Origin of the sequence: Rubrivivax gelatinosus (assembly GCF_004340905.1) — a bacterium.
Classification (GTDB): domain Bacteria; phylum Pseudomonadota; class Gammaproteobacteria; order Burkholderiales; family Burkholderiaceae_C; genus Rubrivivax; species Rubrivivax gelatinosus.
The window spans coordinates 62,902-89,240 of sequence record NZ_SLXD01000017.1 but is presented as its reverse complement, the minus strand read 5'-3'; the positions used below and the strand labels follow the sequence as shown (position 1 = coordinate 89,240).

The window sequence follows — 26,339 nt, the reverse complement described above, 5'->3', positions numbered from 1 at the left end:
AACGACTCGGCCAAGATGGCCACCGACAAGGGCGTCATCCAGGGCTACTGCGGCGTGGCGACGGTGGACGCCGAGCACCAGGTCATCGTCGACGCGCAGGCCCACGGCACCGGCTCGGAGCAGGCGCTGCTGCTGCCGGCGGTGCGCGCCGCGCAGGCGCACATGAGCGCGGACACCGTCGTCACCGCCGACGCGGGCTACCACTCGGAGAGCAACCTGAAGACGCTGGCCGAGATGGGCGTCAACGCCGTCATCGCCGACAACCAGCGCCGCCAGCGCGACCCGCGGCTGGTCGACCAAGCCAAGCACCGCAAGGTGCCCGACCCGCTGCACGACAAGACCCGCAAGACGAGCAAGACCGTGCTCTTCGGCCCGAGGACTTCCGGCACGATGCGCTGCGCCGCTGCTGCAGCTGTCCGGCCGGGCACACGGCGCAAGGCGGCCACGAGGCGCAGCAGCGCGGGTACGTGTCGCTGCGCTACCGCTTCCAGGCCGCGCAGTGCGGGCCGTGTGCGCTGCGCGGCCAGTGCCTCAGAAAACCCGAGACGACCGCAGCGCGGCAGGTGGCGTTCTTCCAGGCCAACACCGGCAGCGCGCACCCGTACACCCAGCGCATGCGCGCGCTCATCGACAGCGAGGCCGGGCGCGAGCTGTACGACCGCCGCATGGGCACGGTGGAGCCCGTCTTCGCCAACCTGCGCCACAACAAGGGGCTGCGGCGCTTCACGCTGCGCGGGCAGACCAAGGTCGACGCCCAGTTCAAGCTCTTCTGCCTGGTGCACAACATCGAGAAGTTGGCCAAGGCGGGGTACGGGATGGGGTGATGGCCCCGGTGTGAGGGCTTGCGGGGCCTGCCGGCCGCATCCGCCGCGTTAACCGGCCTGCCGCGTCGATTTCGGGCGCTCGATCGCGAAAACAGTTCCGCCCAATGAAACGGCGCCCGAAGTGGGCGCCGTGTCGTGTTCGGGGCTGCAAAACAGGGTTTTGCTACAGCCTCAACGTTTGAATTCACCGGTCTTGCGCAGCTTCATGCGCAAGGTCCGGCGGAATGCCGGGTTGGGCTAGGCTTGAAGAGATGTTGCTCAAGTATTTCGCAACAACGAGCTGTGAACAAACTCTTCTTCTCCGGGCTATTTTGGTAGATACCCTTGAATGATTGTTGCATCGCTTCGCGACAGCTTTCTCGCCCGAAAGTTCTAGAGCTAATAAACCGAAAACCGCCCCCACGTTGCTGAGCGATCGACAGCGTATATATCTCCTTTGTGAAATCCATGCTATTTAAAGGCAACGCCAAGCGATAGCCGCTGTCGATGGTTAGATCCGAAAACACCACAAGCCGTTCGGCGTCAGTTATATCTGGACAGGGAACCATCAGTGTCCCGAATTTCTTCGAAAAGGAGACAACTTCACCAAAGCTGATCCCGTGCTTCATTATGTTCTGGCCGTTCTTCGGCGGATCAAATTCGTATAAATCAGATTTTGAGTATGCATGCTCAATTGCCTGGACCGCGAAATACTGGTCTGGAAATATCTTCTTTAAGCAAAATAGGTGAATATCCAGGGCCACAAAATGCTCAACGTCTTTAGTGCCATTGATCACGTCAACAAGTACCTCGGCTCGATCCGTTGACAGCTCCAACTTTTTACGATGCGCTCTGACGTCGATCTGGTTTAGTTGTTCAAGCTGCGGCCGCAGTGAGAGCGGTATCTCTGGGAACCTGTCCATCAGCTACCCACCTTCAGACTTGTCGATACATAGGCCCAACGTTCGAGCTGAGCCGCGCGCGGAGGCAGGCAGCGTAAGCCCGGGCTGAGACAATGTACGGAGTACCTCAGCCCGGGCTTACGCTGCCTGCCGTAGCGCGTCGGCTCGAGCGAGGGGTTTGGCTTCACTCGCTTGGCGCCGGCTTGAATCTTTCGAGCCGAGAAATTGCGTTGTTGATGTGTGGATCCACTATCCATTGCAGTGACATGGAGCTCACTTTTCCTGCTCGTACGGCGACTTCTTGGCGAAGCAAGCTGCCAACTTCAATGAGCCAGCCAAGCTCTGGCAGCAGTTCAGGATTGAACTGGTCAAAGCTATAGCGCTCCTTGAAAGTGTAGGCCACTGTTCTCCGGTTCTCGGGCGTTGTCGCCAGCAGGCGCCCTATGAAGTCTATCGGTGGAACGAAGTGGAGAATCGCCGTCTTGTAGTATCGGTTCTCTGCGTCGTTGTTGAGAACAAGGCGACGATAGAAGAGGTTTGTGTCAGTGTCGACCAGCGAGAGCAGCGCATTAGCTTGAGCAGGAAGACTTGCCTGCAAAGCGCTGCGACGACGCTCGTCGATGTATTCAAGGAAGTCCTGAAAAGCGTTGTCCTCCATACTGGCAAACCCAAGGCCGGCGTAAGAGTCCCGCTCAAAAGGCGACGGGCGCATGTTGGGTTCGATCATCGGTATCTCGCCACTCGCCAAGAGTTCGCTGACGTACTCCCTTGCCGACGTAACGACCTCCTCAACGGAGCGGCTGTAGATGCCGTGCTTGGCGTATCGGATCAGTAGGCCGGTGACATGGATGACTTCGCCAAGATTTCTGTAAGACCGGGCTGCCCACTCAGCGTCGACAGTAGCCAAGACACTTGCAAAATCATCGTCACTGAGGTTGGCGCCGTACCACAGCTTGACCCAGGTTGGCTGATTCTTGTCTTGGAAGTACTTGCTTTTCAGAAGCGACGCATTGAGTTCGGCTCGGGGTACCGAGCCGGTAGAGAAGATTGCCACCAAGACAGGCTGCTGGACGAGCGATGTGTACAGATTCAACCCTGAGTATTTTGCGCGGATGTCGTGGAAGTGTTGGTCGGGATCAGGCTCGTTGTTGTTCCGTCGCAGGTAGAGGCCCCAGTGGTCTTGCAGCTTTTCAACCTCGGATGGCTTGATCGCCCCGCTGTGCACCTCAAACGAATAAGCCAGAAACAGCGCAAGCAAGTCTTTTAGGAGCTCATCTGACTGTAGGACTGAAGGTTCCAAGGATTGAAGGAGTCTATCGAAATCCCACAGTGCGTGGCGAACCAATCGAAGGTTTTTATACTTCGAGCACTCGTAGACTTGCGTGATCAGTGGAAAGTTGGACCGAACAACCTGCTGCGCTCGTATGCTTGGCAAGTCCGCAGCGAAGTGCTCAAGAGCCAAGCCCACCTCGGGAATGACTTCAAATGTTCTTCCTATCAGCTTTTCTTTGATCCGAGCATAACCCGCAGCAGTGCCGGAAGCAGTTTTGAGAAGCTCCACCTCGTTTGCGATGAGTATGGCTTTTATTCCACCGTGCTCGATGAACTGGTTGACATAGCCCAGGAGGTCCGCAATTGGGATCGAGCATCGCTCCAGATCGTCGAGCACCAGTATTTTGGTCGCGTCAAGCGAGATTCGTTCAAGAAGCTTTTCAGCGGGCAGTCCGCCTGAGATGCTTCCGTCCGACTTTCCATCGCCATCAATATCGAAGTTGAGAGAGGTCTTAAGGACGCCGCGCGCAAGTCGATGCAGTACTCTGACCGGCTTTGAGCCAAGCACAGGGTGAAGCAGCCTGAAGAACTCTGACTCGATATCGTCGAAGGACTGCACCCCATACAGACTTAAGTAGAGTACCCGCTTAGGTTGATTTAAGTGAGTCTTGACAAAGTCCTTTATGAACCACGTCTTGCCACTTCCCCACAAGCCAACAAGCAAGACAGCGTACTGAGGCTCCTTTGGAAGACCGCAGTAGTAGTCTAGGAACTCGCGGATGTGCTGGTTGTCACTCATCGATGTTGGGGTTTATTGCAACGCTCAAACTTGCCGGCCGTTGCTTGTGAAGCCTAACGTTGCCGTTGACCGGCTGCCGCAGTCCGGTTGAACGGCTTGTTATGCAAAGCCCCAACGACGGAGCCGCGGTGGTTGTGCGCGGATGAAGGCACCGCGACACCCGCGATGACCGCACGCAGCAAGGGCGGCGGCGTTGGTCGTTACTGCGCGGCCGATGCATACCCGTGTTCCAGCGCCCCCACCGGCCCGCGGCCGTTACGGCAGCGCTCCTGGCTCGGCCGCGCCCCGCGGGCCGGCGCGCCGATGCTTGCGTACCCTGCCAGAGCCTGGCCGCCGCCTGGCGCCGCCGGCGGCCCGCCGAACTGAATCGAACTGGCCTTGAAATTAGCCGTTGCATAACTATTGTTATATGCAGCAACCAGACGCCGCATAACAAATCCAACGCTCGCGTAACAGACACCCTGGACGACAACTCAAGCCCTTGTCGCGCTTGAGATTTCCGTCGCCGTGCGATCCTCTCCGCAGGCGTAAAAAAGACGCCGAAAACGGCGTCGGTCGCGCACGATTCTGTGCCGCCCGATCATGGCCGCCAAGCCCACCGCCCGTCTTCGGGGGGAGGCCGCCAATCCGAGCGAACAAACCCCTCCCCGCCCTGCCGCGGACGCCGGGTGGCCGGTGGAGTGAAGTAGAGGAGGAGGCCCGGCGCAGCCGGGCCGGGGGACATGAACGGAACCGGCCACCCGGTGGCCGCGGCACGCGCAGGCGGTGGCGCACCCGGCCGGACGACGTCCGGCTCAACCAGCCAACAAGAATGGAGCGTCGACTGACGACGACGCCGACGCCGTCTCAGCAGCGGTGCCGACCGCGGTAGCCGTCCCCGCCAACGCGGCGGCAAGCGCGCCTCAAGCTCAGCGCTTGCGCCCCTTCGCCACAGAGCCCGGCTTTCCACCGCCGCCCACCGCCGGCCGCACACGCGCTGATCCGGCCGAAGCCGATGCCGACGACGACGCCGGCTTGCCACCAGCCCCCCGCCCCGGTGCCGCGCCCCGCGCAGCCCCGCCACCCGCCGCGCCAGCGGATGCCCCCCGCCCACACGGCAACCCCGCCCGCGGCGGCAGCCCCGTGTGCTGCGTCAGCACCGTGCCCTTGGACGGCGTGCTGTTCTTGCGCCGCGCGCTCTGGTAGCTGCCGTCGGTGGCGGGCTGGTAGGTCGGGATCAGGTGGTGCTTGCCGTTGCCGATCAGGTCGGCGCGGCCCATCTCCTTCAGCGCCTCGCGCAGCAGCGGCCAGTTGTTCGGGTCGTGCCAGCGCAAGAAGGCCTTGTGCAGCCGGCGGCGGCGTTCGCCGCGCACCACGTCCACACGTTCGCCGCGTTCGTCGCGGTGCACGCCCTTCAGCGGGTTCAGCCCCGAGTGGTACATCGCCGTCGCGGTGGCCATCGGGCTGGGGTAGAAAGTCTGCACCTGGTCGGCCTTGAAGCCGTTCTGCTTGAGCCACAGCGCGAGGTTCATCATGTCCTCGTCGGTGGTGCCCGGGTGCGCGGCGATGAAGTACGGGATCAGGTACTGCTTCTTGCCCGCCTCGGCGCTGAACTGGTCGAACAGCTGCTTGAAGCGGTCGTAGCTGCCGATGCCCGGCTTCATCATCTTGGACAGCGGCCCGCGCTCGGTGTGCTCGGGCGCGATCTTCAGATAGCCGCCGACGTGGTGCGACACCAGCTCGCGCGTGTACTCCAGGCTCTTCACCGCCAGGTCGTAGCGCAGGCCCGAGCCGATCAGCACCTTCTTGACGCCCGGCAGCGCGCGCACGCGGCGGTAGATCTTCACCAGCGGGCCGTGGTCGGTGCGCAGGTTCTGGCAGATGTCGGGGTAGACGCAGCTCGGCTTGCGGCAGGCGGCCTCGATCTCGGGGCTCTTGCAGCCCAGGCGGTACATGTTGGCCGTCGGCCCGCCCAGGTCGCTGACGACGCCGGTGAAGCCCGGCATCGTGCGCATCTGCTCGACCTCGCGCACGATGCTGTCGGCGCTGCGGCTCTGGATGATGCGGCCCTCGTGCTCGGTGATCGAGCAGAAGGTGCAGCCGCCGAAGCAGCCGCGCATGATGTTCACGCTGAAGCGGATCATCTCCCAGGCCGGGATCTTGGTCGCGCCGTCGTGGCGGCCGAACTCGTCGGCGTAACGCGGGTGCGGGCTGCGCGCGTACGGCAGGTCGAAGACGTGGTCCATCTCCGGCATGTTCAGCGGCAGCGGCGGCGGGTTGATCCACACGTCGCGCTCGCCGTGGCGCTGCACCAGCGCCCGCGCGTTGCCGGGGTTGGTCTCCAGGTGCAGCACGCGGCTGGCATGGGCGTAGAGCACCGGGTCGGCGCGCACCTGCTCGTACGAGGGCATGCGGATCACCGTGCGGTCGCGCGGCGGCGGCGCGGCACGCGCCGCGCGGCGCGGCACGATCGTGATCGGCTGCTCGGAGACAGCGGCAGCGGCAGACGCCGGTGCAGCCGGCTCGGCGTCGATGACGGTCGGGTCGGCGGCCTCGGGGCCTTCGATCGCGTTGCCGCCGGCGTGGTCGGGCGGCTCGTAGGGGTTGGGCAGCGCGTCGACGCGGCCCGGCAGGTCGACCTCGCTGGAGTCGATCTCGACGAAGCCCTGCGGCGCGAAGCCGCCGCGCACCAGGAAGGCGGTGCCGCGGATGTCGGTCATCGTCTCGATGGGCTCGCGCCGCGCCAGGCGGTGGGCGATCTCGACGATGGCGCGCTCGGCGTTGCCGTAGACCAGCAGGTCGGCCTTGCTGTCGGCGAGGATCGAGCGCCGCACCTTGTCCTGCCAGTAGTCGTAGTGGGCGACGCGGCGCAGGCTGGCCTCGATGCCGCCGATGACCACCGGCACGTCCTTGTAGGCCTGCTGGCAGCGCTGGGTGTAGACCAGCGTCGCGCGGTCGGGGCGCTTGCCGGCAGCCGCACCCGCCGTGTAGGCGTCGTCGCTGCGGATGCGGCGGTCGGCCGTGTAGTGGTTGATCATCGAATCCATGTTCCCGGCGGCGATGCCGAAGAACAGGTTCGGGCGCCCCAGCGCCTGGAAGGACTCGACGGCGTTCCACTCGGGCTGCGGGATGATGCCGACGCGGAAGCCCTGCGCCTCCAGCACGCGGCCGATGACGGCCATGCCGAAGCTCGGGTGGTCGACGTAGGCGTCGCCGGTGACGATGACGATGTCGCAGGAGTCCCAGCCGAGCGCCTCCATCTCCCGCCGCGTGGTCGGCAGGAAGGGCGCGGGGCCGAAACGCTTGGCCCAGAACGGCTTGTAGCCGGTGAGGGCGCGCGCCGGGCGCGGCGCAGTGGGGGCGTGGGACACGGCGTGCTCTCGGGTGGGGACAACAGGGCGAACCCGCGATTGTCGCCGCCAGGCGGTCGCCCAGGTGGCGGCAGGGCCGCAGCGGGCGCGCGGCGTGGCATTCGTCTCGCCGTGCGATGGCGATTCGCGCGTTTGCTCAAGTTGGCGCGCGTGCACGTCGATACGCGGGCGATGGACGCTTACTGGCCCCCATTGCTCGCCGCCGCACTGGTCTTCGTGGTGTTCAGCGTCGCCGCGGCCTGGTGGCACCGGCGCCGCGTGGCACAACTCCGGCGCCTGCTGGTCGACGCCGAAGACTCGCGTTTTGCGGCCGAAGCCGAGGCCCGCGAACTCAAGCGCCAGCTGCATCCGGCCCCGGCGCCCCACGACCAGACCGAACGCCGCGCCGCGCTGGACCGTGCGCTGGCGCCGCAGCAGGCCGCCCGCGCCGCCGACGCCGGCTGGGCCGAGACCCAGCCGATGTCGATGAGGCCCGACCCGCGCGACTTCGCGCCGACGCAGCCGTGGGTGGAGCCGCCGCCGCGCTGACCCGGCGCCGCCCCGCCCCGCCCGCTCAGCCCGCCGCCACCGCCGTCTCGTCGGCGTCGTCCTCGCCGAGGAAACCGCCGCTCTGGTGCGCCCACAGCCGCGCGTACAGGCCGCCGGCGGCCAGCAGGCTGCGGTGGTCGCCGACCTCGACGATGCGGCCGCGGTCCATCACCACCAGCCGGTCCATCGCCGCGATCGTCGACAGCCGGTGCGCGATCGCGACCACCGTCTTGCCTTCCATCAGCTTGTACAGGCTGTCCTGGATCGCCGACTCGACCTCGCTGTCCAGCGCGCTGGTGGCTTCGTCGAGCAGCAGGATCGGCGCGTCCTTGAGCATCACGCGGGCGATGGCGATGCGCTGGCGCTGGCCGCCGGAGAGCTTGACGCCGCGCTCGCCGACGTGGGCGTCGTAGCCCTGGCGGCCCTTGGCGTCGGCCAGGCCGGCGATGAAGTCGGCCGCCGCGGCACGCTCGGCGGCGCGGCGCATGTCCTCGTCGCCGGCGTCGGGCCGGCCGTAGAGGATGTTGTCGCGCACCGAGCGGTGCAGCAGCGAGGTGTCCTGCGTGACCATGCCGATCGCCGCGCGCAGGCTGGTCTGGGTGACGCCGGCGATGTCCTGGCCGTCGATCAGGATGCGGCCCGAGTCGATGTCGTACAGCCGCAGCAGCAGGTTCACCACCGTGCTCTTGCCGGCGCCGGAGCGGCCGACGAGGCCGATCTTCTCGCCCGGGCGGATGACGAGGTCGAGGTCGTCGAGCACCGGCTTGCGCGCGTCGTACGAAAAACGCACGGCCTCGAAGCGGATCTCGCCGCGCGAGACCTCCAGCGGTTTGGCCTCGGGCTTGTCGAGCACGCTGCGCGCCTTGGACAGCGTGGCCATGCCGTCGTGCACGGTGCCGATGTGCTCGAACAGCGAGGCCATCTCCCACATCACCCAGTGCGAGATGCCGTTCAGCCGGAAGGCCATCGCGGTGGCCGCGGCGACCGCGCCGACACCCACCTGGCCCTGCGTCCACAGCCACAGGCAGACGCCGGCGGTCGACGCGATCAGGCCCACGCTCAGCGCCTGGTTGGCGATCTCGAAGCCGCTGACCAGCCGCATCTGGCCGTGCACCGTGCCCATGAACTCCTGCATCGCGCTGCGCGCGTAACGCGCCTCGCGCTGCGAGTGCGAGAACAGCTTGACGGTGGCGATGTTGGTGTAGGCGTCGGTGATGCGCCCGGTCATCAGCGAGCGTGCATCGGCCTGCAGCTGGCCGACCTTGCCCAGGCGCGGCACGAAGAAGGCCAGACAGCCGATGTAGCAGAGCAGCCAGCCGGCGAAGGGCAGCACCAGCCACAGGTCGAAGCCGCCGACGATGCCCACCAGCGTGACGAAGTAGATCAGCACGTAGACCAGGATGTCGGCCAGGATCAGCCAGGTGTCGCGCACCGCCAGCGCGGTCTGCATCACCTTGGTGGCGATGCGCCCGGCGAACTCGTCCTGGTAGAAGCCCATGCTCTGCTCGAGCAGCTGGCGGTGGAAGTTCCAGCGCAGCCGCATCGGGAAGTTGCCGAACAGCGACTGGTACTTGACCAGCGCCTGCACGCCGGCGAGCACGATGCTGGCCACCAGCACGCCGGCCAGCAGCGCCAGCGTGCGGCCCTCCTGCGCCCACAGCCGGGCCGGCTCGACCTTGGCCAGCACGTCGATGACGTGGGCCATCATGCTGAACAGCAGCGCCTCGAAGGCGCCGATGCCGGCGGTGAGCAGGGTCAGCGCGAGCAGCAGCCCGCGCATGCCGCGCGAGCATTCCCAGAGGAAGGCGACGAAGGTCTTCGGCGGCGTGGGCGGCAGCGCATCCGGATAGGGATGCACCAGGCGTTCGAAACGCTGGAACACGGCGGGTCTCCAAGGCGCCTGGCAGGCGCGGCCGCGGCGGCACGACGGGCCGGCGGCGATGGGCGGCCGGGTCGGCCGCGGGGGGCGATTATCGGCACGGCGCGTGACACGCGGCGCGAGTGCCCGCTGCAGACGCGGGGGTGACAGGCCCGGCCGGCTCTGGGGCGATCTCTCCAATCGTGCTGGCTAAGATCGTCCGACAACCACAAGCACCGGAGACAAGCGTGTACGACTACCTGATCGTCGGGGGAGGGTCGGCGGGCTGCGTGCTCGCCGCGCGCCTGTCCGAAGACCCCGGCGTGCGCGTCGCGCTGCTGGAGGCCGGCGAGCCCGACCGCAGCGCGCTGATCCACTGCCCGGCCGGCATCGCGCTGATGGCGCGCACCGGCCAGGCCAACTGGGCTTTCGAGACCGTCGCCCAGGCCGGGCTGGACGGGCGCGCCGGCTACCAGCCGCGCGGCAAGGTGCTGGGCGGGTCCAGCTCGATCAACGCGATGATCTACATCCGCGGCCAGCACCAGGACTACGACGACTGGGCCGCCGAGGGCAACCCGGGCTGGGGCTGGGCCGACGTGCTGCCCTGGTTCCTGAAGTCCGAGCACAACGAACGCGGCGCCGACGCCTGGCACGGCAGCGGCGGCCCGCTCAACGTGATGGACCTGCCCGAGCCCAACCCCTGGACGCGGCGTTTCATCGAGGCCGGCCGCCAGGCCGGCTTCGCCGAGAACCCCGACTTCAACGGCGAATGCCAGGAAGGCGTCGGCATGTACCAGGTGACGCACCGCGGCGGTGAACGTTTCAGCGCCGCCAAGGCCTACCTGGCGCCGGCGCTGGCGCGGCCGAACCTGGAGGTGATCACCGGCGCGCAGGCGCTGAAGGTGGTGCTGGAGGGCCGGCGCGCCACCGGCGTCGAAGTGCTGCAGGGCGGCACGCGGCGGGTGCTCGCGGCAAGGCGCGAGGTCATCCTGTCGGCCGGCGCGCTGCAGTCGCCGCAGCTGCTGCTGCTGTCGGGCATCGGCCCGGGCGCCGAGCTGCAGGCGCTGGGCGTGCCGGTCGTGCACGACCTGCCCGGCGTCGGCCGCCATCTGCACGACCACCCCGACGTCGTGCTGCTGGTCGACGCGCCGGGCGCCAAGGAGACGGTGGGCGTGTCGGTGGGCGGCGCGCTGCGTGTGCTCGGCGGCGTGCAGCAGTGGCGCCGCCAGCGCCGCGGCCTGCTGACGACCAATTTCGCCGAGTCCGGCGCCTTCCTGCGCACGCGCGCTGGCGAGACCCGGCCCGACGTGCAGCTGCACTTCGTCATCGGCAAGCTCGTCGACCACGGCCGCAGCGCGGTGTGGGGGCACGGCTGGTCGGCGCACGTCTGCGTGCTGCGGCCCCGCAGCCGCGGCCGCGTGACGCTGAAGGCGGCCGACCCGCTGGCCCCGCCGTGCATCGACCCCGGCTACCTGAACCACCCCGACGACCTGCGCCGGATGATGGACGGCGTGCGGCTGACGCAGCGCATCCTCGAACAGCCGGCGCTGGCCGGCGGCGGGCGCACCGAGGTGGCGGGGCTGGACGACGCCGCGCTGGAGCACTGGGTGCGCCAGCACGCCGACACGATCTACCATCCGGTCGGCAGCTGCCGCATGGGGCCGGGCCCGGGCGACGTCGTCGACGCCGAGCTCAGGGTCAAGGGGATCCTGGGCCTGCGGGTTGCCGACGCGTCCATCATGCCCAGCATCGTCTCCGGAAACACCAACGCCCCGACCGTCATGATCGGCGAGAAGGCCGCCGAGTTCGTGCGCCGCGCCGCCGCCCACGTGTGATGCGCCTGTCGGTGCTGGACCAGTCGCCGGCGACGGCCGGCCGCGGCGAGGACGAGGCCATCCGCGCCAGCGTCGCGCTGGCCGAACTCGCCGACCGCCTGGGTTACGAACGTTTCTGGGTCAGCGAACACCACAACATGGACGCGCTGGTCGGCACCGCGCCCGAGCTGCTGCTGGCCGCCGCCGCGGCACGCACGCGCCGCGTGCGCCTGGGCAGCGCCGGCGTCATGCTGCCGCACTATGCGGCGCTGAAGGTGGCCGAGCAGTTCCGCGTGCTCGACGCGCTGGCGCCAGGGCGAATCGACCTGGGCGTCGGCCGCGCGCCGGGGGGCGACCTGCGCACCGCCGCGGCACTGAACCCGAACGCACTGACGGCCGCCGAGGCCTTCCCGCGCCAGGTGGCCGACCTGCAGGCCTGGGTGGGCGGCGGGCGCCATGGCGGCGTCGTCGCGCACCCGCGGGCGCCGGCGGGCTCGGGCGCCGCGCGCACGCCGCAGCTCTGGATCCTCGGCAGTTCGACCTACGGCGCGCAGCTCGCGGCGCAGCTCGGCCTGCCCTACGCCTTCGCCTATTTCTTCTCCGACGGCCAGGGCGTCGAGGCGGCGCTGGATCTGTACCGCGGCCTGTACCAGCCCAGCGAACGCCATCCGAAGCCCGAGGCGACGATCTGCGTCTGGGCGCTGGCCGCCGACGACGGCGACAGCGCGCGCCAGCAGGCGCTGCCGCGTGAACGCTGGTGGCTGGACCGCCGCCGCGGGCGCATCGCGCCGCTGCAGTCGCCCGAGGAGGTGGCGCTGGCCGGCTTCTCGCCCGACGAGCTGGCGCTGCTGGCCGGCACACGCGAGCAGGCGCTGGTCGGCAGCGCCGCCGAGGTCGGCGCGCGGCTGCGCGCGCTGGCCGCCCGGCTGGCGCTGGAGCACGTCGTCGTCAACACCTGGACCTACGACGAAGCCGTGCGCCAGCGCTCCTACGCCTTGCTGGCGGCCGAGTTCGGGCTCGCCGGCTCGCCCCAGGCGTTCTCGTAGACCGCGTCCTGCCACGGGCGGCGCGAGCGCCAGCCTTCGATCTCCAGCATCGGCGCCGGGTAGAAGGCCTCGACCGGCCCCAGGCAGAGGATGGCCAGCGGCATCGCGCCGGCGGGCATCGCCAGCAGCTCGGCCAGCGGCTGCGGCTCGAACATCGACACCCAGCCCAGGCCCAGGTTCTCCACGCGCGCGGCCAGCCACAGGTTCTGGATCGAGCAGGCGAGCGAGCAGACGACCATCTCGCGCGGCATCGTGCGCCGGCCGAAGACGGTGCCGTCGTCGGGCGGCAGCGCCGCGACCAGCAGCTCGGCGCATTCGCGGATGCCTTCGACCTTCAGGCGCAGGAACTCGGCGGCACGTTCGCCCATCGCGCTGGCGGTGGCGTCGCGCTCGCGGGCGACCAGCGCGGCGATCGCTTCGCGGCGCGCCGGGTCGCTGATGCGCAGGTAGCGCCAGGGCTGCATCATGCCCACCGACGGCGCGTGGTGCGCCGCCTGCAGCAGGCGCTGCAGGGTCTCGGGCGCGATGCGCTCGCCACGGCGGAAGTGGCGCATGTCGCGCCGCCCGGCCAGCAGGCGCTGCAGCCGGCGGGCGTCGGCCGGGCCGTAGTGTTCACCGCCGGGGGCGGCGGGCTGCGCGGCGGCCGGCGTGGCCTCGAAGTGCCGCGACAGGCGCACCGTCTCGCCGACGACCAGCGTGCCGGCGCCGGCGGCCAGCGCCGCCAGGCCGGTGGCGACGACGGTCTCGCCGTCGATGCGCGCGGCCGGGGTGTCCGCCGCCAGGCCGTGGCGTTGCAGCTCGGCGGCGATGCGGGTGGCCTGCGGGCCGCCGTCGGCGAAGACCCGCGTCTGGCCCGGCTCGGCCAGCGCCGACCAGTCGGCCGTGTCGAGCGCCCCGGCGTCCAGCAGCACGCAGCGCGACGCCAGGCCGGGCGCGGTCAGCGCTATGCCGGCGGCAGACACTGCGGCCAGGGCGGGCGGCAGGCCGCAGCAGGCGGGATCGGGACGGATTTCGGAGCGGGACATCGGCGGCGGCGGCAGGCGCGCCAAGGCGGCGCGCCGCGATGATACGGAGCCGCCAGGCCGCCGCCCAGCCGCGGCGGCCGTGCTCAAAAACGAGGCAATCCAGGAAAACCATAGGCCTGGCGCGCACTTGCGCGCCGGCCCCACGGTTTGTCCACAGGGATGCCAACGTCGGCCGGGGACATCCGGCCGGCAGCGTTCAGAGCGTGATCGACAGCGTGTTGTCGCCCGGCTGCGGGTCGTTCCACAGGCCGAGCACGAAGCCGCCGAGCATCGCCGTCATCGGGTCGGTGCTCTGCGCCATCGCCTGCAGCGTGGCCAGCACGCTGGCGTCGTCCAGCTGCTCGTCGCCGGCGTAGTGCGCCACCATCGCCGGCACGATCAGCGGCACCAGCGCGGCGACGGTCGCCTCGGGCAGCGAGTACGGCGCCGCGGTCAGCATCGCCGCCACCAGGGTCTCCAGCCCGGTCTCCAGGTAGTCCTGCGACCAGGCGATGAAGTCGCTCGGGTGGCTGCTCGTCGACTCGACGGTGCCGCTGGTGATGGCCAGCGTGCCGGCGGCGCGGTCGATCGTCACCAGGCGGTAGGGGCTGGGTGCAGTGACCGTCGAACCGGTCTCGACGTCGTGCACCATGACGCCGTCGTAGCTGGCACGCACGATGTCCTGGGCGTGGTAGTGGCCGGTGAAGACCACCGTCAGCCCGGCCGCGGCGAACGCGGCGGCCAGCGTTTCGCGGTCCTCGACGAGGTACTCGGGGAAGAAGCTCGACTGGCCGGGAAAGTGCTCGATCAGGCCGTGGTGCATCGTGCCGATGGCGGCGATGCCGCGTTCGCGCGCCTTGGCCAGCCAGCTCTGCAGCCAGGTCAGCGTGGCGGCGCGCACGCGGCCGGCGGTGATCGGCGTGCTCGGGTCCGCGCTTTCCGCGTAACGGCAGGAGTCGATGGCGAACAGCCAGACGCCTTCGCCCAGCTCGGCGACGTAGCTCAGCGAGGCCGGGTCGCGCGCGATCGCGTCGCCGTAGCCGCAGCGGGCGTAGATCGTCGCGAAGGCGGCGGCGTCGACGGTCTCGGCAGCCGTCGCCGGCACGGTGCTGAAGTCCTTGGCGTCGGGGTTGGCGACGTCGTGGTTGCCGGGGATCACGTAGGCCCGCACGCCCTGGGCACGCAGCGCCTGCAGCCGGGTGGCGAGCAGCTCGTGGTTGACACGTTCGCCGTCCTTGGTCAGGTCGCCGGAGATCAGCAGCGCGTCGGGTTTGGCGGCCACGATCGCGGCCAGCGCGGCGTCGAAGATCTCGACGCTCTCCTTGATCATCTTGCGGTCCTGCAGCAGGTAGGCGTCGAGCTCGCTGCTCGTGCCCAGCGTGGTGCTGTCGTAGAGGTGCACGTCGCTCAGCACGGCCAGGCGCAGCGGGCGGTCGTCGTCGCCGCCGCTGCCGCCGCAGCCGGCGAGCCAGGACGGCAGCGCGATGACGGACGCCAGGCCGGCGGCGGTCTGGAGGAAACGGCGGCGCGGGAGCGCGGGACGGGGCTTGTGGTCGTTCGGGGTGTTCATGACGTTCCTGTGGCATTCGTGCCGGCGGCACGACAGGCGGCATTGCAGGTACCCGCCGTGATCGGGCGATGACGCCGCGCCGGCATCGCGACGATCGTTGAGCCCGGTCATGCCCGCGGGCACGCGGCGCGCACCGCCACGGCTCCGTCATGTCCGCTTCACCCGGGCGTCACCCCCGGCCGTGACGATCGCGGTCCATGCCCGACACGACCCTGACTCCGCCGCACGCCGCCGCCCCGATCGAGGACCGCGCCGGTGCCCTCAGCTCCCGCGCCCCGCAGCCGAGCACGCCGGCGGAGGTTGCGCTCGCCGTCGACTGGGCGCGCGACGAGGACGAGGTGCGCGAGGCCCAGCGCCTGCGCCACGAGGTCTTCGTCGGCGAGATGGGCGCCCGGCTCGAGGTGCCGGCCGGCACGCCGCCGGGGCTGGACGTCGACCGCTACGACGCCTATTGCGAACACCTGCTGGTGCGCGCCCCCGGCGAAGCGGGCGAACCCGGCCCGGTGGTCGGCACCTACCGCGTGATGACGCCGGCGGCCGCGGCACGCGCCGGCGGGCTGTACAGCGACAACGAGTTCGACCTCGGCCCGTTGGCGCCGCTGCGCTCGACGATGGTCGAGCTCGGGCGCTCCTGCGTGCACCCGGACTGGCGCTCGGGCGGCGTGGTGATGGCGCTGTGGGGCGCGCTCGCCGCCTTCATGGTGCGCAACGGCCTGGAGACCATGGTCGGCTGCGCCAGCGTGGGCATGCGCGACGGCGGCCACGCCGCCGCCAGCCTGTGGCGGCGCCTGGAGGCCACGCACCTGGCGGCGCCCGAATGGCGCGTCACGCCGCGCCTGGCGCTGCCGGTCGACGAACTGCGCCAGGACCTGCCGGTCGACGCGCCGCCGCTGCTCAAGGGTTACCTGCGCTGCGGCGCGCGGGTGCTCGGCGCGCCAGCCTGGGACCCCGACTTCAACACCGCCGACCTGCCGGTGATGCTGCGCCTGGCGGACCTGCCGGCGCGTTACCGGCGGCACTTCATCGGGGCTTGAGCCCGCCGGCGGCTTGCCCGCCCGCACGGCCCCGGTGCGCGCGCCCGGCGGCCGTCGCAGCCTGCCACAAATTGTGGCAATCCGTTGAAAGCCCCGTTGAATCAAGCACCTGGCGGCGCCGCACACGAGTTGTCCACAGGGATGCCAACGTCGGGCGTGGAAATTCACACGGAAGACGCCGCAACCCGGCGCACCGAGGCCGGGCACCGGGAGAACACCGTCTGCACCGGGGCGGCGCATGGGTTGTCAGACAAGGGAAGTTGAGCAAGCTTCGGGCCTGCGGAGGCCCAAAAGCAGGCCCCAAAAGCAGGCCCCAAAAAGCGAAACCCCCTCCGGCCCAGGGGACCGGAGGGGGCGGGTGACCTCTCGTCACCGATGGAGCTCCAGAGGAAAGTGGTCCGGGGCTCCCGACGCGCAGGAATTGCGCCGTCTTCCTAGTTGCCTGCAGTCAGGCCTCTCGAAGTTAGGCGACGCGCCACGCGGATTCAAGGCGTAATTCGCGCCGGCGTCGCGTCAAGGGGGCGAGATCAAACGTTCGGCGAGCGAGCGCACGCGCTGCTCCACCGCGGCGTCCATCGTGATCGGCCGCCCCCACTCGCGCGAGGTCTCGCCGGGCCACTTGTTGGTCGCATCCAGGCCCATCTTGCCGCCCAGGCCGCTGACCGGGGAGGCGAAGTCCAGGTAGTCGATCGGCGTCTCGGAGACCAGCGTCGTGTCGCGCACCGGGTCCATGCGCGTCGTGATCGCCCAGATGACTTCGCGCCACTCGCGGATGTTCACGTCCTCGTCGGTGACGACGATGAACTTCGTGTACATGAACTGGCGCAGGAAGCTCCACAGCCCGAACATCACGCGTTTGGCGTGGCCCGGATAGGCCTTGCGGATGGAGATCACCGCCATGCGATAGCTGCAGCCTTCGGGCGGCAGATAGAAGTCGGCGATCTCCGGAAACTGCTTCTGCAGGATCGGCACGAAGACCTCGTTCAACGCCACGCCCAGCACCGCCGGCTCGTCGGGCGGTTTGCCGGTGTAGGTGGAGTGGTAGATCGGGTCGCGCCGGTGCGTGATGCGGTCGACCTGGAACACCGGGAACCAGTCCTGCTCGTTGTAGTAGCCGGTGTGGTCGCCGAACGGGCCTTCCAGCGCGTGCAGGTAGCCGCCGCGTTCGCACAGCCTGACGCCGCGGTCGGACTCGCCGGTGAAACCCGCCGGCGCCGGCGGGATGTGGCCCTCGAGCACGATCTCGGCGCTGGCCGGCACCTGCAGCGCACGGCCTTCGCCGACACCCGACTCGACGAGCTCGGTGCGGCTGCCGCGCAGCAGCCCGGCGAACTGGTACTCGGACAGGCTGTCGGGCACCGGCGTCACCGCGCCGAGGATGGTCGCCGGGTCGGCGCCGAGCGCCACCACGATCGGGAAGGGCTTGCCGGGGTTGGCGAGCGCGAACTCGCGGAAGTCCAGCGCGCCGCCGCGGTGCGCCAGCCAGCGCATGATCAGCTGGTTGCGGCCGATCAGCTGCTGGCGGTAGATGCCCAGGTTCTGGCGCAGCCGCGGGTTGGCCACCGCCTGCGGGCCGCGCGTGACGACCAGGCCCCAGGTCAGCAGCGGGCCGGCGTCGCCGGGCCAGCAGGTCTGGATCGGCAGGCGGCCGAGGTCGACGTCCGGGCCTTCGAGCACCACGTCCTGGCAGGGCGCGCGGCGCTGCACGGAAGGCTTCATGTCCCACAGCGCCTTGGCCATCGACAGCAGCTTGCCGGCGTCCTTCAGGCCCTTGGGCGGCTCGGGCTCCTTGAGCCCGGCCAGAAGCCGGCCGACATCCCGCAGTTCGGCGGTCGACGAGGCCCCCATTCCGAGGGCTACACGTTGGGGGGTGCCGAAAAGATTGAGCAGCACCGGGATCGAGAACCCGGTCGGGTTGCGGCACAGCACCGCCGGGCCGCCGGCACGCAGCAACTGGTCGCCCAGCGCGGTCATCTCGAGCACCGGAGACACCGGATCGGTGAGGGTGCGCAGCTCTCCGCGGGCCTCGAGCTGGGTGATGAAGTCCCGCAAGTCTCGGTAGATCATTCTTTCTGGATATAAGGGAAAGCTTTCATATTCTTGACCGGATATGAGAGCCTTCCTAAAATTCGTGCTGCCCTTGGATCTGGATCAGGGCAGACCCGTACCGTCCGCATCGTAATCATCAGGATCACCAGGACGGTCGCTGCAGTCCCGCTCCGCGCGGCCCGTTCGTCGGTCGCTTGCGGTAGTCGGTCGATTATCGCCGTCGCCCTGCCCCAGCGCCCCCTTGGCGCCGCGGCCTTCGGGCATCCGTGACGGCGTTTGGAAGAGGGATGCGATGAAAGCCATTGCCGTGCTGCGCAGCGCGCAGCAAGCCACGGGGCGCTCGCTGACGGTATTCGCTCGTGACGTCGGTCACGGCCTGCTCGAGATCGGGCACAACACCCTGGCCGTGGTCGGCCTGGCGGTGGTGGCGGTGCTCGTCTTCGTGGCCGGTCGGGAGGATCTGCGTCAGCAGGCCGAAACGATGGCCTTCGAGTGGTTGCAGACGCGCCATGAGGTGCGTGTCGCAGCGACCGCCGAAGCCGAGCTGGTGCCGGCCGAGCCGGAAGCCGTCAACCGTGCCACCGCGGCCGACCCGAAGGCGTTGACGCGCCAGCAGGCGGCCGTCGCGAGCTGGATCTCGCGCCGCTACAAGGTGGCGCCCGAGCCGATCAGCGCGCTGGTGCAGGAAGCCTGGGCCATCGGCCAGAAGGCCGGCCTGGACCCGACGCTGATCCTGGCCATCATGGCCGTCGAGTCGAGCTTCAACCCGTTCGCGCAGAGCTCGGTCGGGGCCCAGGGCCTGATGCAGGTGATGACCCGCATTCACGACGACAAGTACCAGGCCTTCGGCGGCACGCACGCGGCGTTCGACCCGATCAGCAACCTGCGTGTCGGGGTGCAGGTGCTCAAGGAGTGCATCACGCGCGCCGGCGGCCTGCAGCAGGGCCTGAAGCACTACGTCGGCGCCGCGCTGCAGGACAGCGACGGCGGCTACGTCGACCGCGTGATGACCGAGCAGGACTACCTGAAGCGCGTCGCCGCGGGCAACCGCGTGTCGATCAACGCGCCGATCATCGTGCCGCGTGAACCCGCGCCGATGCCGCTGCCGCCGGCGCAACCGACGCCGCCGCGCGCCGAGCAACTGGCGATGCTGGGCCGCTGAAGCGCGGCGTTTGACCTCGCCACGGCGGCGGCCCCGGCCGCTGCCGTTACACTCCGCCTCCTGCGCAACTGGCGATGAGGGGCCGCACCTGCCGGCCCCGAGGTGGACTGACCACCGGGAAGCGCAGGCCGGCCATGCGGCCGGCGCCCGCCGTTCGCCTGGGCAGCCCTCGACGACGCTCCGCCGCGGGCGCTCGAAGGCCCTTCACTCCGAAGAGGACTGCCGTGTTCGACCGTACCCAATCCACGCTCGCCAACGTCGACCCTGAAATCTGGGCGACCATCCAGGACGAGAACCGCCGCCAGGAAGAGCACATCGAGCTCATCGCGTCGGAGAACTACACCAGCCCCGCGGTGATGGCCGCGCAAGGCTCGCAGCTCACCAACAAGTACGCCGAGGGCTATCCCGGCAAGCGCTACTACGGCGGCTGCGAGTACGTCGACGTCGTCGAACAGCTGGCGATCGACCGCGTCAAGCAGCTCTTCGGCGCGAACTTCGCCAACGTGCAGCCAAACTCGGGCTCGCAGGCCAACCAGGCCGTGTTCTTCGGCCTGCTCGAGCCGGGCGACACGATCATGGGCATGAGCCTGTCCGAAGGCGGCCACCTGACGCACGGCATGCCGCTGAACATGAGCGGCAAGTGGTTCAAGGTCGTCAGCTACGGCCTGGACGCCAACGAAGCCATCGACTACGACGCGATGGAGCGCCTGGCGCACGAACACAAGCCGAAGCTGATCATCGCCGGCGCCTCGGCCTACAGCCTGCGCATCGACTTCGAACGTTTCGCCAAGGTCGCCAAGGCCATCGGCGCCTACTTCATGGTCGACATGGCGCACTACGCCGGCCTCGTCGCCGCGGGCGTCTACCCGAACCCGGTGCCGCATGCCGACGTCGTGACGTCGACGACGCACAAGAGCCTGCGTGGCCCGCGCGGCGGCATCATCCTGATGAACGACGAGGCGATCGCCAAGAAGATCAACAGCGCGATCTTCCCGGGCATCCAGGGCGGCCCGCTGATGCACGTCATCGCCGGCAAGGCCGTGGCCTTCAAGGAAGCGCTGGCGCCCGAGTTCAAGGCCTACCAGCAGCAGGTGGCAGCCAACGCCAAGGTGCTGGCCGAGACGCTGATCTCGCGCGGCCTGCGCATCGTCAGCGGCGGCACCGAGAGCCACGTGATGCTCGTCGACCTGCGCCCCAAGGGCCTGACCGGCAAGGAAGCGGAAGGCCTGCTGGGCAAGGCCCACATGACCTGCAACAAGAACGGCATCCCGAACGACCCGCAAAAGCCGATGGTCACCAGCGGCATCCGCCTGGGCACGCCGGCGATGACGACACGCGGCTTCAAGGAAGACGAGGTGCGGCGCACCGCGCACCTGATCGCCGACGTGCTCGACAACCCGCACGACGAGGCCAACCTGGCCGCGGTGCGCGAGAAGGTCGCGGCGCTGACGCGCGACTTCCCGGTCTACCGCTGAACAGGAGCGGCGGCGCATGCGTTGTCCGTATTGCGCCCACGGCGAGACGCAGGTCGTCGAGACCCGCGAGTCCGACGAGGGCGGCGTCGTGCGCCGGCGCCGCCGCTGCCTGAAGTGCGAGAAGCGTTTCACGACCTACGAACGCGCCGAGGTCGCGATGCCCGCCGTCGTCAAGAAGGACGGCGCACGTGTCGAGTTCGACCCCGAGAAGCTGCGTTCGTCGATGCTGCTGGCGCTGCGCAAGCGCCCGGTCGGCGTCGAGAAGCTGGACGCCGCGATCGAGCGCATCCAGGAGCAGCTCGTCGCCGGCGGGGGGCGCGAAGTGCCCAGCACCCGCATCGGCGAGCTCGTGATGCGCGAACTCGAGAAGCTGGACAAGGTGGCCTACGTGCGTTTTGCGTCGGTCTACCGCAGCTTCGAGGACGTCAACGAGTTCAGCCAGCTGATCCGCGACATCTGAGGCGCTGATCCCCCGCGTGGGGGCCGCCTCCGGCGGGCGCCCGCGCACCCGCCGCGAGGGGAGCGCGAGAGCGCCCCGGTCTTCCTAGAGTGCCTCGGCACGGGAGGACCTTCGATGGCCACGATCCGGATCCCAGGCCCGCGCCGTCTGCGCGGGATGACGCTGGTCGAAAGCGCCGTCACGGTGGCGCTGGCCGCCGTCGTGCTCGGCCTGGCCGTGCCGGGCTTCGCGACGATGCACGAGCGCGAGCGCCTGCGTGGCGTGGCGGCGCAGCTCGAGACCGACATCATGTTCGCGCGCAGCCTCGCGGCGGCACAGTCGGCCAGCGTGCGTCTGGAGTTCGACGGCGCGCACTGCTGGCTGCTGCACGACGGCGCCGCCGGCTGCCGCTGCGACGGCATCACGCCGGACTGCGAAGGCCGCAGCGTGCTGCGTTACGAGAACCTCGGCCCCGGCCACCCGGTGCAGGTGCAGTCCAACAGCGCCTCGATGGTCTTCGAGCCGACACGCGGCACGGTCACGCCGACGGCGACCGTGCGCCTGTCGCTGCCGTCCGGGCCGCACCTGCATCTGGTCGTCAACCTGATGGGCCGGGTGCGGCGCTGCTCGCCCGACGGCCTGCCGGGCGAGGTCCCCTGCTGATCCCTTGAACGCGGGTCCGCGGCGGCGACGAGCGGCGCCCAGGCCGCGACGAACGGTGCCGGCGCCGTCACGGCTGCGAATAATCGGTCACATGTCCATCCGCTGCCGTCGGTGTCGCGCCTGCAAGCCGGCGCGGGGCTTCACGCTCGTCGAGCTGGTGATCACGCTGGTCGTGCTGGGCATCCTCGCCGCGGTCGCCCTGCCGTCCTTCATGGACAGCATCCGCAAGGGCCGGCGCGCCGATGCCTACGCCGCGGTCGCGGCGGTGCAGCAGGCGCAGGAACGCTGGCGCAGCAACCACGCCCAGTACACGACCTCGCTGTCCGACCTGGCCCTGGGCAGCACGAGCTCCTCGGGCTACTACACGATCGAGCTCGCCAGCTCGGGCGCCAGCGGCGACACGCTGGCCAGCGCCTACGTCGTCACCGCGCGCGGCAACCGCGGCAGCAGCCAGGCCTCTGACGGGCAGTGCCGCAACCTCAGCATGCGGCTGCGCGGCGGCAACCTCGAGTACGCCGGCTGCGGCAGCTGCGAGGACTTCAGCTACGCCGTCTCCAACGCCTGCTGGCCCCGATGACGACGTTTCGCCGCCCCCGCTGCCACGGCCTGACGCTGGTCGAGCTGATGGTCGTCGTCGCCTTGCTGGGCGTGCTGCTGGCGCTGGGCGCACCTTCGCTGTTCGACTACATCCGCGTGCAGCGCCTGAAGAGCATCAGCGCCCAGTTCGGCACCGACGTGCAGTACGCACGCAGCCAGGCCGTGGCGCACGGCCTGCGCTCCTTCGTGCTGTTCCCGGCGGCGGGCTCGGCGGTGTCCTGCTACACGATCTACGAACTGCGCCCCGGTGCCGACGCCACCAAGCTGTACTGCGACTGCACACGCGGCGCGGGCCAGGCCTGCCCCAACCCGGTGTCGGTGGAGCTGCGCACCGTGGCCTTGCCGGGCGACGGTGGCGTGCACCTGAAGCTGCCCGCCGGTGACCGCGGCTTCGGCTTCGACCCGCTGACCGGCGGCCTGCTGACGCACAGCTCGGACTGGCTGCCCGAGCCGCTGAACGCCTTCGTCGTCAACGCCGAGCTCGACGGCTCGCGCTCGCTGCGCACGACGATCGGCCGCGCCGGCCGGCCGACCGTCTGCGCCAGCCAGGCTTCGCTGGGAGCAGCCGCATGCTGAAGCGCCGCCTTCCGGCCGGCGGCCGCCGCGGCCAGCGCGGCCTGTCGATCGTCGAGCTGATGGTCGGCGTGACGATCGGGCTGCTGGTCGTCGCGGCTTCGGCGCTGCTGGTCTCGGGCCAGCTCACCGAGAACCGCCGCCTGCTGCTGGAAACCCAGCTCCAGCAGGACCTGCGTGCGAGCACCGACATCATCGTGCGCGACCTGCGCCGCGCCGGCATCTGGCACGACGCGCAGAACAGCGGCCCCTGGTCGACCGAGAACACGCAGCCGCAGTGCAACCGCTACGCGACGGTGGTGATGGGCCCGGACGCCGACTCGGTCGTCTACCGCTACTACCGCAGCGGCGACAACAACAGCGCGCTCGGCATCAAGCTCGAAAACGGCGTGCTGAAGTCGGCGATCCACACCGCCGCGGTCGTCAACGGCACGACCTGCGTCCAGAACGCGACGCCGACCGGCTGGCAGGAGCTGACGGACAGCCGCACGATGCGCATCACACGCTTCGACGTCCACGATGCCGACGACGACGAGGATCCGCCGCTGCCCGACCCGGTGCCCCTGCCCTGCGCCAAGCTCTGCGACGACAACACCGACAGTTGCTGGCCGCGGCTGAAGGTGCGGCTGCTGAAGGTGGAAATCGAGGCCGAATCGGTCGCCGACCCGAGCGTGACACGCTCGATGGAGGCGACCGTCAAGCTGCGCAACGACTTCGTCGAGTACCGCGACGCCGCGCACCCGACACGCGTGTGCCCGACATGAGCGGCCGCAGCCCCCGCCCGCCCCGCCGCCGCCAGCACGGCCTGGCCGCGCTGGCGGTCGTGCTGCTGCTGTTCTTCGTCGTCTCGCTGGTGGCGGCCTACACCAGCCGCAACCTGATCTTCGAGCAGCGCACCGGCGTCAACCAGTACCGCTCGACGCAGGCGATGGAAACCGCCGAGGCCGGCCTGGAGTGGGCGCTGCTGAAGCTCAACGGCGGGCGCATCGACGCCGACTGCGAACCCAGCACCGACACCAGCGACACCAGCTTCCGTGAACGCTACCTGGTGACCAACGCCGACACCGGCTTCATCGGCGCGCGTGTCGACGGCAGCGGCAACGTCGCCTTCGCCACCTGCGTGCGCGACGGCGAGAACTGGAGCTGCCGCTGCCCGGCCAGCGGCATCACGCTGCCCGACGCGCCCACCACCGAGGGCCCGCACCCGGCCTTCCGCGTCGCGATCATCGGCTCCACCGCACGGCCCGGGATGGTGCGCATCTACGCCAACGGCTGCACCCGGCTGGTCGAGGACTGCCTGACCTTCTCGCCCAACATGAGCGCGCTGCCGATCGTGCGCGCGGTCGCACCATCGGGCGAAGGCTTCGCCGCGATCTCCACCTGGGCCGGCATGACCGGGCGCGTGGCGGCGGTGGAACGCGACGGCAGCAAACGTGTCACGGTGGCGCTGCCGCGGGACACGCTGGTGGTGCGCGAGACCGTGTCCACCGCGGCCGGCGGCACGCTGCGCGTCGCGCGCACCGGGTCGGACACGGGCTATGCGGTGCGCCTGGGCGGCGCCAGTCTCCCGTCAGCCGTGGAGACGCTGGGCGCCCCGGGCTCGCCAGCCGACGCCGGCACCACGCTCGTCGGGGATGACGCACTGAAAGACCTTGCCGAGCCTGGCGGCCCGCCGGCCGAGGTCCGCATGTTCGCCTCGGTCTTCCTGATGCGGCCCGAGACCTACCGCGACCAGCCGGCCGCCGTGGTGCTGGACTGCAGCGCCGTCACCTGCGACGGCGAGGCCGTCGAGGACACCATCGCGCTGAACCCCGGGCGCCCGATCTGGGTCGAGGGCGACCTGCTGCTCGACGGCAGCGGCGACATCGGCAGCAGCGCCGCGCCGGTCACGATCGTCGTCACCGGCGAGCTGGATTTCGACACCGGCGGCCGCACCGTCTACGGGCTGATCTACGGCCGCGCCGCCGACTGGCGGCTCGCCGGCACGGCGCGCGTCGAAGGCGCGCTGATCGCCGAGAACAACCTGATCGTCGAAACCGCCGCCGGCAGCACGATCGACTACGACGCCGACGTCGTGCGCCGCCTGTCGACGCTGGCCGGCTCGTTCGCACGCCTGCCGGGCGCCTGGAAGGACTTCCCGTGAACGCGGCCGGGCGCAGCCGGCGGCGTGCACGCGGCGTCTCGCTGGTCGAGGCGATGGTCGCGCTGGCGGTGATGGCGATCGGCCTGCTGGGTGTCGTCGGGCTGCAGGCCACGCTGCGCGCCAACGCCGACGTCTCGCGCCAGCGCAGCGAGGCGGTGCGCATCGCGCAGGAGCGCCTGGAGATACTGCGCGGCTACCGCTCGCTCGACGGTGCGAACGGCGTCAGCTACGAGTCGACGATCGCCACCGCACCGGGCCAGCCGATGCCCACCGCGCTCGCGAACACCGAGTTCACGCTGTACCAGACCGTGACCGAACTCGAGCCGGAGGCCGGCCGCGCGAAGATGGTCGAGCTGAAGGTGGCCTGGCGCGACCGGCGTGCCGAGAACGACAACCAGTGGGTCGATTTCGCCACCTTCATCGCCGGCACGCCGCCGGACCTGTCGGGCGCGCTGTTCATGCCCGGCAACACGACCGGCCTGGCCTTGCCCGGGGGGCGCCATCCGGCGATCCCGTCCGAGGCGGAGCTCGACGAGGGCGGCAGCACCAGCACCTTCCGGCTGCCGGACAGCGGCGGCGTGTCCTGGGTCTTCAACAACCTGACGGGCGTCATCGTCAGCATCTGCATGCCGTCGACACCCTGCGTCGCGAGCAACGCCTACCTGCTGTCGGGCTACGTGCGTTTTGCCACGGGCCAATCGCCGACACCCGAACTGGCCGAAGTGCCGCCGTCCTTGTCGGAAGCCGACCAGGACTCGATCCCGGACATGCCCGCGCCCTTCGTCACCGTGCAGCGCACCGGCTCACCGCTGCCGCCGGTCGTCGACTGCCTGCACCGGGTCTTTGCGGGCTACGTCGCCTACTACTGCGCCGTGCCGCTGGCCTCGGCCAGCACGACCTGGTCGGGGCGTTCGACACTGCAACTGAGCAAGCTTGCGACGCTGCCGCGCGACGACGTGCCCGGCACCCTGAGGGACGCCGACAAGCTGCGCGTCTGCCGCTACACGCCCATGCCGCGCCCGCCGCGCAACATCGACCACCCGCTGGACTACGTCGACGTCGTCGGCGCGCTGACGAACCAGAACTTCCTCGTCATCAGCGCCGGTGACGGCAGCAACCGTTTCGCCTGTCCGGACGACGACCCCGACACGGCGCCGATGACCAAGACGCTCGAACACCAGCCCGAACCCGAGCCGGTGCCGACGACGACGTCTTAGCATCGCGGCGCGGCAAGCTGCCGCTGCCTGGACCCACCCCG

At 69.6% G+C, this 26,339-nt stretch carries 21 protein-coding genes, 1 pseudogene and 1 riboswitch; of the genes and pseudogenes, 15 read left to right on the top strand and 7 right to left on the bottom strand.

Annotated elements, in window-relative coordinates; genetic code table 11:
- Window positions 1–15: 15 nt before the first annotated feature.
- Both EV684_RS24480 and EV684_RS24475 read left to right on the top strand, forming a co-directional pair.
- Window positions 16–252, top strand: a pseudogene (locus EV684_RS24480) (transposase); the annotation flags it as partial.
- A 143-nt stretch (window positions 253–395) separates the two neighbouring features.
- Window positions 396–824 carry a transposase gene (locus tag EV684_RS24475; RefSeq protein ID WP_242478727.1) on the top strand — a complete coding sequence of 143 codons (429 nt, stop codon included), beginning with the start codon at window positions 396–398 and terminating at the stop codon, window positions 822–824.
- A 203-nt stretch (window positions 825–1,027) separates the two neighbouring features.
- On the opposite strand, the gene EV684_RS21775 is transcribed toward EV684_RS24475, so the two are convergent.
- The 3 genes from EV684_RS21775 to EV684_RS21765 all read right to left on the bottom strand — a co-directional run bounded on the left by EV684_RS21775 (window position 1,028) and on the right by EV684_RS21765 (window position 7,126).
- Entirely contained in the window at window positions 1,028–1,726 is a 699-nt protein-coding gene (locus EV684_RS21775; protein WP_132649448.1) for a BrnT family toxin, read from the bottom strand.
- Between the two features lie 163 nt (window positions 1,727–1,889).
- The gene (locus tag EV684_RS21770) at window positions 1,890–3,776 is read right to left on the bottom strand and encodes a P-loop NTPase fold protein (protein WP_132649447.1); all 1,887 of its coding nucleotides are present in this window, start codon (window positions 3,774–3,776) and stop codon (window positions 1,890–1,892) included.
- A 908-nt stretch (window positions 3,777–4,684) separates the two neighbouring features.
- Window positions 4,685–7,126: a YgiQ family radical SAM protein gene (locus EV684_RS21765; RefSeq protein WP_132649446.1), complete on the bottom strand. Its 2,442-nt coding sequence runs from the start codon at window positions 7,124–7,126 to the stop codon at window positions 4,685–4,687.
- 171 nt (window positions 7,127–7,297) lie between these two features.
- On the opposite strand from EV684_RS21765, the gene EV684_RS21760 reads away from it, so the two are divergent.
- Window positions 7,298–7,654: a hypothetical protein gene (locus EV684_RS21760; protein WP_242478762.1), complete on the top strand. Its 357-nt coding sequence runs from the start codon at window positions 7,298–7,300 to the stop codon at window positions 7,652–7,654.
- 25 nt (window positions 7,655–7,679) lie between these two features.
- Here the strand turns inward: EV684_RS21760 and EV684_RS21755 are convergent, their stop codons facing one another.
- Window positions 7,680–9,536 (bottom strand): ABC transporter ATP-binding protein, encoded by a 1,857-nt coding sequence (locus tag EV684_RS21755; RefSeq protein ID WP_132649445.1) that lies wholly within the window; start codon window positions 9,534–9,536, stop codon window positions 7,680–7,682.
- A gap of 224 nt (window positions 9,537–9,760) precedes the next feature.
- On the opposite strand from EV684_RS21755, the gene EV684_RS21750 reads away from it, so the two are divergent.
- Both EV684_RS21750 and EV684_RS21745 read left to right on the top strand, forming a co-directional pair.
- Window positions 9,761–11,347, top strand: coding sequence for a GMC family oxidoreductase (locus tag EV684_RS21750; protein WP_132649444.1), 1,587 nt, complete (start codon window positions 9,761–9,763; stop codon window positions 11,345–11,347).
- The gene (locus tag EV684_RS21745) at window positions 11,347–12,372 is read left to right on the top strand and encodes an MsnO8 family LLM class oxidoreductase (RefSeq protein WP_132649443.1); all 1,026 of its coding nucleotides are present in this window, start codon (window positions 11,347–11,349) and stop codon (window positions 12,370–12,372) included. The genes EV684_RS21750 and EV684_RS21745 overlap by 1 nt, the downstream gene beginning before the upstream one ends.
- On the opposite strand, the gene bluB is transcribed toward EV684_RS21745, so the two are convergent.
- Together bluB and EV684_RS21735 are read right to left on the bottom strand one after the other, a co-directional pair.
- On the bottom strand, window positions 12,315–13,397 hold the full coding sequence (gene bluB, locus EV684_RS24215) for a 5,6-dimethylbenzimidazole synthase (RefSeq protein WP_200222416.1): 1,083 nt from the start codon (window positions 13,395–13,397) through the stop codon (window positions 12,315–12,317). The two genes, EV684_RS21745 and bluB, sit on opposite strands and share 58 nt — an antisense overlap.
- A gap of 196 nt (window positions 13,398–13,593) precedes the next feature.
- Entirely contained in the window at window positions 13,594–14,946 is a 1,353-nt protein-coding gene (locus EV684_RS21735) for a metallophosphoesterase family protein (RefSeq protein WP_132649442.1), read from the bottom strand.
- Between the two features lie 197 nt (window positions 14,947–15,143).
- Between EV684_RS21735 and EV684_RS21730 the strand changes: the two genes are divergently transcribed.
- Complete coding sequence (locus tag EV684_RS21730; RefSeq protein WP_132649441.1) at window positions 15,144–15,980, top strand: GNAT family N-acetyltransferase; 837 nt, start codon at window positions 15,144–15,146, stop codon at window positions 15,978–15,980.
- Between the two features lie 513 nt (window positions 15,981–16,493).
- Here EV684_RS21730 and EV684_RS21725 read toward each other — a convergent pair.
- Window positions 16,494–18,047 carry a UbiD family decarboxylase gene (locus EV684_RS21725; RefSeq protein ID WP_132649440.1) on the bottom strand — a complete coding sequence of 518 codons (1,554 nt, stop codon included), beginning with the start codon at window positions 18,045–18,047 and terminating at the stop codon, window positions 16,494–16,496.
- Between the two features lie 274 nt (window positions 18,048–18,321).
- Between EV684_RS21725 and EV684_RS21720 the strand changes: the two genes are divergently transcribed.
- The 9 genes from EV684_RS21720 (at window position 18,322) to EV684_RS21680 (ending at window position 26,298) form a co-directional block, all read left to right on the top strand.
- Window positions 18,322–19,191 carry a transglycosylase SLT domain-containing protein gene (locus tag EV684_RS21720; protein ID WP_132649439.1) on the top strand — a complete coding sequence of 290 codons (870 nt, stop codon included), beginning with the start codon at window positions 18,322–18,324 and terminating at the stop codon, window positions 19,189–19,191.
- Between the two features lie 54 nt (window positions 19,192–19,245).
- Window positions 19,246–19,362: riboswitch (ZMP/ZTP riboswitch) on the top strand.
- A 53-nt stretch (window positions 19,363–19,415) separates the two neighbouring features.
- On the top strand, window positions 19,416–20,666 hold the full coding sequence (glyA, locus tag EV684_RS21715) for a serine hydroxymethyltransferase (protein WP_132649438.1): 1,251 nt from the start codon (window positions 19,416–19,418) through the stop codon (window positions 20,664–20,666).
- A gap of 16 nt (window positions 20,667–20,682) precedes the next feature.
- Window positions 20,683–21,126, top strand: a complete 444-nt coding sequence (gene nrdR, locus EV684_RS21710) for a transcriptional regulator NrdR (protein ID WP_132649437.1) — start codon at window positions 20,683–20,685, stop codon at window positions 21,124–21,126.
- Window positions 21,127–21,240: 114 nt separating this feature from the next.
- On the top strand, window positions 21,241–21,768 hold the full coding sequence (locus EV684_RS21705; protein ID WP_132649436.1) for a GspH/FimT family pseudopilin: 528 nt from the start codon (window positions 21,241–21,243) through the stop codon (window positions 21,766–21,768).
- 91 nt (window positions 21,769–21,859) lie between these two features.
- Complete coding sequence (locus EV684_RS21700) at window positions 21,860–22,345, top strand: type IV pilin protein (RefSeq protein ID WP_132649435.1); 486 nt, start codon at window positions 21,860–21,862, stop codon at window positions 22,343–22,345.
- Window positions 22,342–22,941 carry a pilus assembly FimT family protein gene (locus tag EV684_RS21695; RefSeq protein ID WP_132649434.1) on the top strand — a complete coding sequence of 200 codons (600 nt, stop codon included), beginning with the start codon at window positions 22,342–22,344 and terminating at the stop codon, window positions 22,939–22,941. The genes EV684_RS21700 and EV684_RS21695 overlap by 4 nt, the downstream gene beginning before the upstream one ends.
- Window positions 22,935–23,702: a PilW family protein gene (locus tag EV684_RS21690; protein WP_132649433.1), complete on the top strand. Its 768-nt coding sequence runs from the start codon at window positions 22,935–22,937 to the stop codon at window positions 23,700–23,702. The genes EV684_RS21695 and EV684_RS21690 overlap by 7 nt, the downstream gene beginning before the upstream one ends.
- Window positions 23,699–25,081: a PilX N-terminal domain-containing pilus assembly protein gene (locus EV684_RS21685; RefSeq protein WP_132649432.1), complete on the top strand. Its 1,383-nt coding sequence runs from the start codon at window positions 23,699–23,701 to the stop codon at window positions 25,079–25,081. The genes EV684_RS21690 and EV684_RS21685 overlap by 4 nt, the downstream gene beginning before the upstream one ends.
- A complete protein-coding gene (locus EV684_RS21680) occupies window positions 25,078–26,298 on the top strand; it encodes a type IV pilus modification PilV family protein (RefSeq protein WP_243651258.1) in 1,221 nt (406 codons plus the stop codon). The genes EV684_RS21685 and EV684_RS21680 overlap by 4 nt, the downstream gene beginning before the upstream one ends.
- Window positions 26,299–26,339 lie beyond the last annotated feature (41 nt).

Excerpts from the sequence above, each read along its gene's own strand:
- EV684_RS21775 (WP_132649448.1), bottom strand. The coding sequence starts at position 1,726 with ATGGACAGGTTCCCAGAGATACCGCTCTCACTGCGGCCGCAGCTTGAA.
- EV684_RS21770 (WP_132649447.1), bottom strand. The coding sequence starts at position 3,776 with ATGAGTGACAACCAGCACATCCGCGAGTTCCTAGACTACTACTGCGGT.
- EV684_RS21760 (WP_242478762.1), top strand. The coding sequence starts at position 7,298 with ATGGACGCTTACTGGCCCCCATTGCTCGCCGCCGCACTGGTCTTCGTG.
- EV684_RS21745 (WP_132649443.1), top strand. The coding sequence starts at position 11,347 with ATGCGCCTGTCGGTGCTGGACCAGTCGCCGGCGACGGCCGGCCGCGGC.
- bluB (WP_200222416.1), bottom strand. The coding sequence starts at position 13,397 with ATGTCCCGCTCCGAAATCCGTCCCGATCCCGCCTGCTGCGGCCTGCCG.
- EV684_RS21735 (WP_132649442.1), bottom strand. The coding sequence starts at position 14,946 with ATGAACACCCCGAACGACCACAAGCCCCGTCCCGCGCTCCCGCGCCGC.
- EV684_RS21730 (WP_132649441.1), top strand. The coding sequence starts at position 15,144 with ATGCCCGACACGACCCTGACTCCGCCGCACGCCGCCGCCCCGATCGAG.
- EV684_RS21725 (WP_132649440.1), bottom strand. The coding sequence starts at position 18,047 with ATGATCTACCGAGACTTGCGGGACTTCATCACCCAGCTCGAGGCCCGC.
- EV684_RS21720 (WP_132649439.1), top strand. The coding sequence starts at position 18,322 with ATGAAAGCCATTGCCGTGCTGCGCAGCGCGCAGCAAGCCACGGGGCGC.
- nrdR (WP_132649437.1), top strand. The coding sequence starts at position 20,683 with ATGCGTTGTCCGTATTGCGCCCACGGCGAGACGCAGGTCGTCGAGACC.
- EV684_RS21705 (WP_132649436.1), top strand. The coding sequence starts at position 21,241 with ATGGCCACGATCCGGATCCCAGGCCCGCGCCGTCTGCGCGGGATGACG.
- EV684_RS21700 (WP_132649435.1), top strand. The coding sequence starts at position 21,860 with ATGTCCATCCGCTGCCGTCGGTGTCGCGCCTGCAAGCCGGCGCGGGGC.
- EV684_RS21695 (WP_132649434.1), top strand. The coding sequence starts at position 22,342 with ATGACGACGTTTCGCCGCCCCCGCTGCCACGGCCTGACGCTGGTCGAG.
- EV684_RS21690 (WP_132649433.1), top strand. The coding sequence starts at position 22,935 with ATGCTGAAGCGCCGCCTTCCGGCCGGCGGCCGCCGCGGCCAGCGCGGC.
- EV684_RS21685 (WP_132649432.1), top strand. The coding sequence starts at position 23,699 with ATGAGCGGCCGCAGCCCCCGCCCGCCCCGCCGCCGCCAGCACGGCCTG.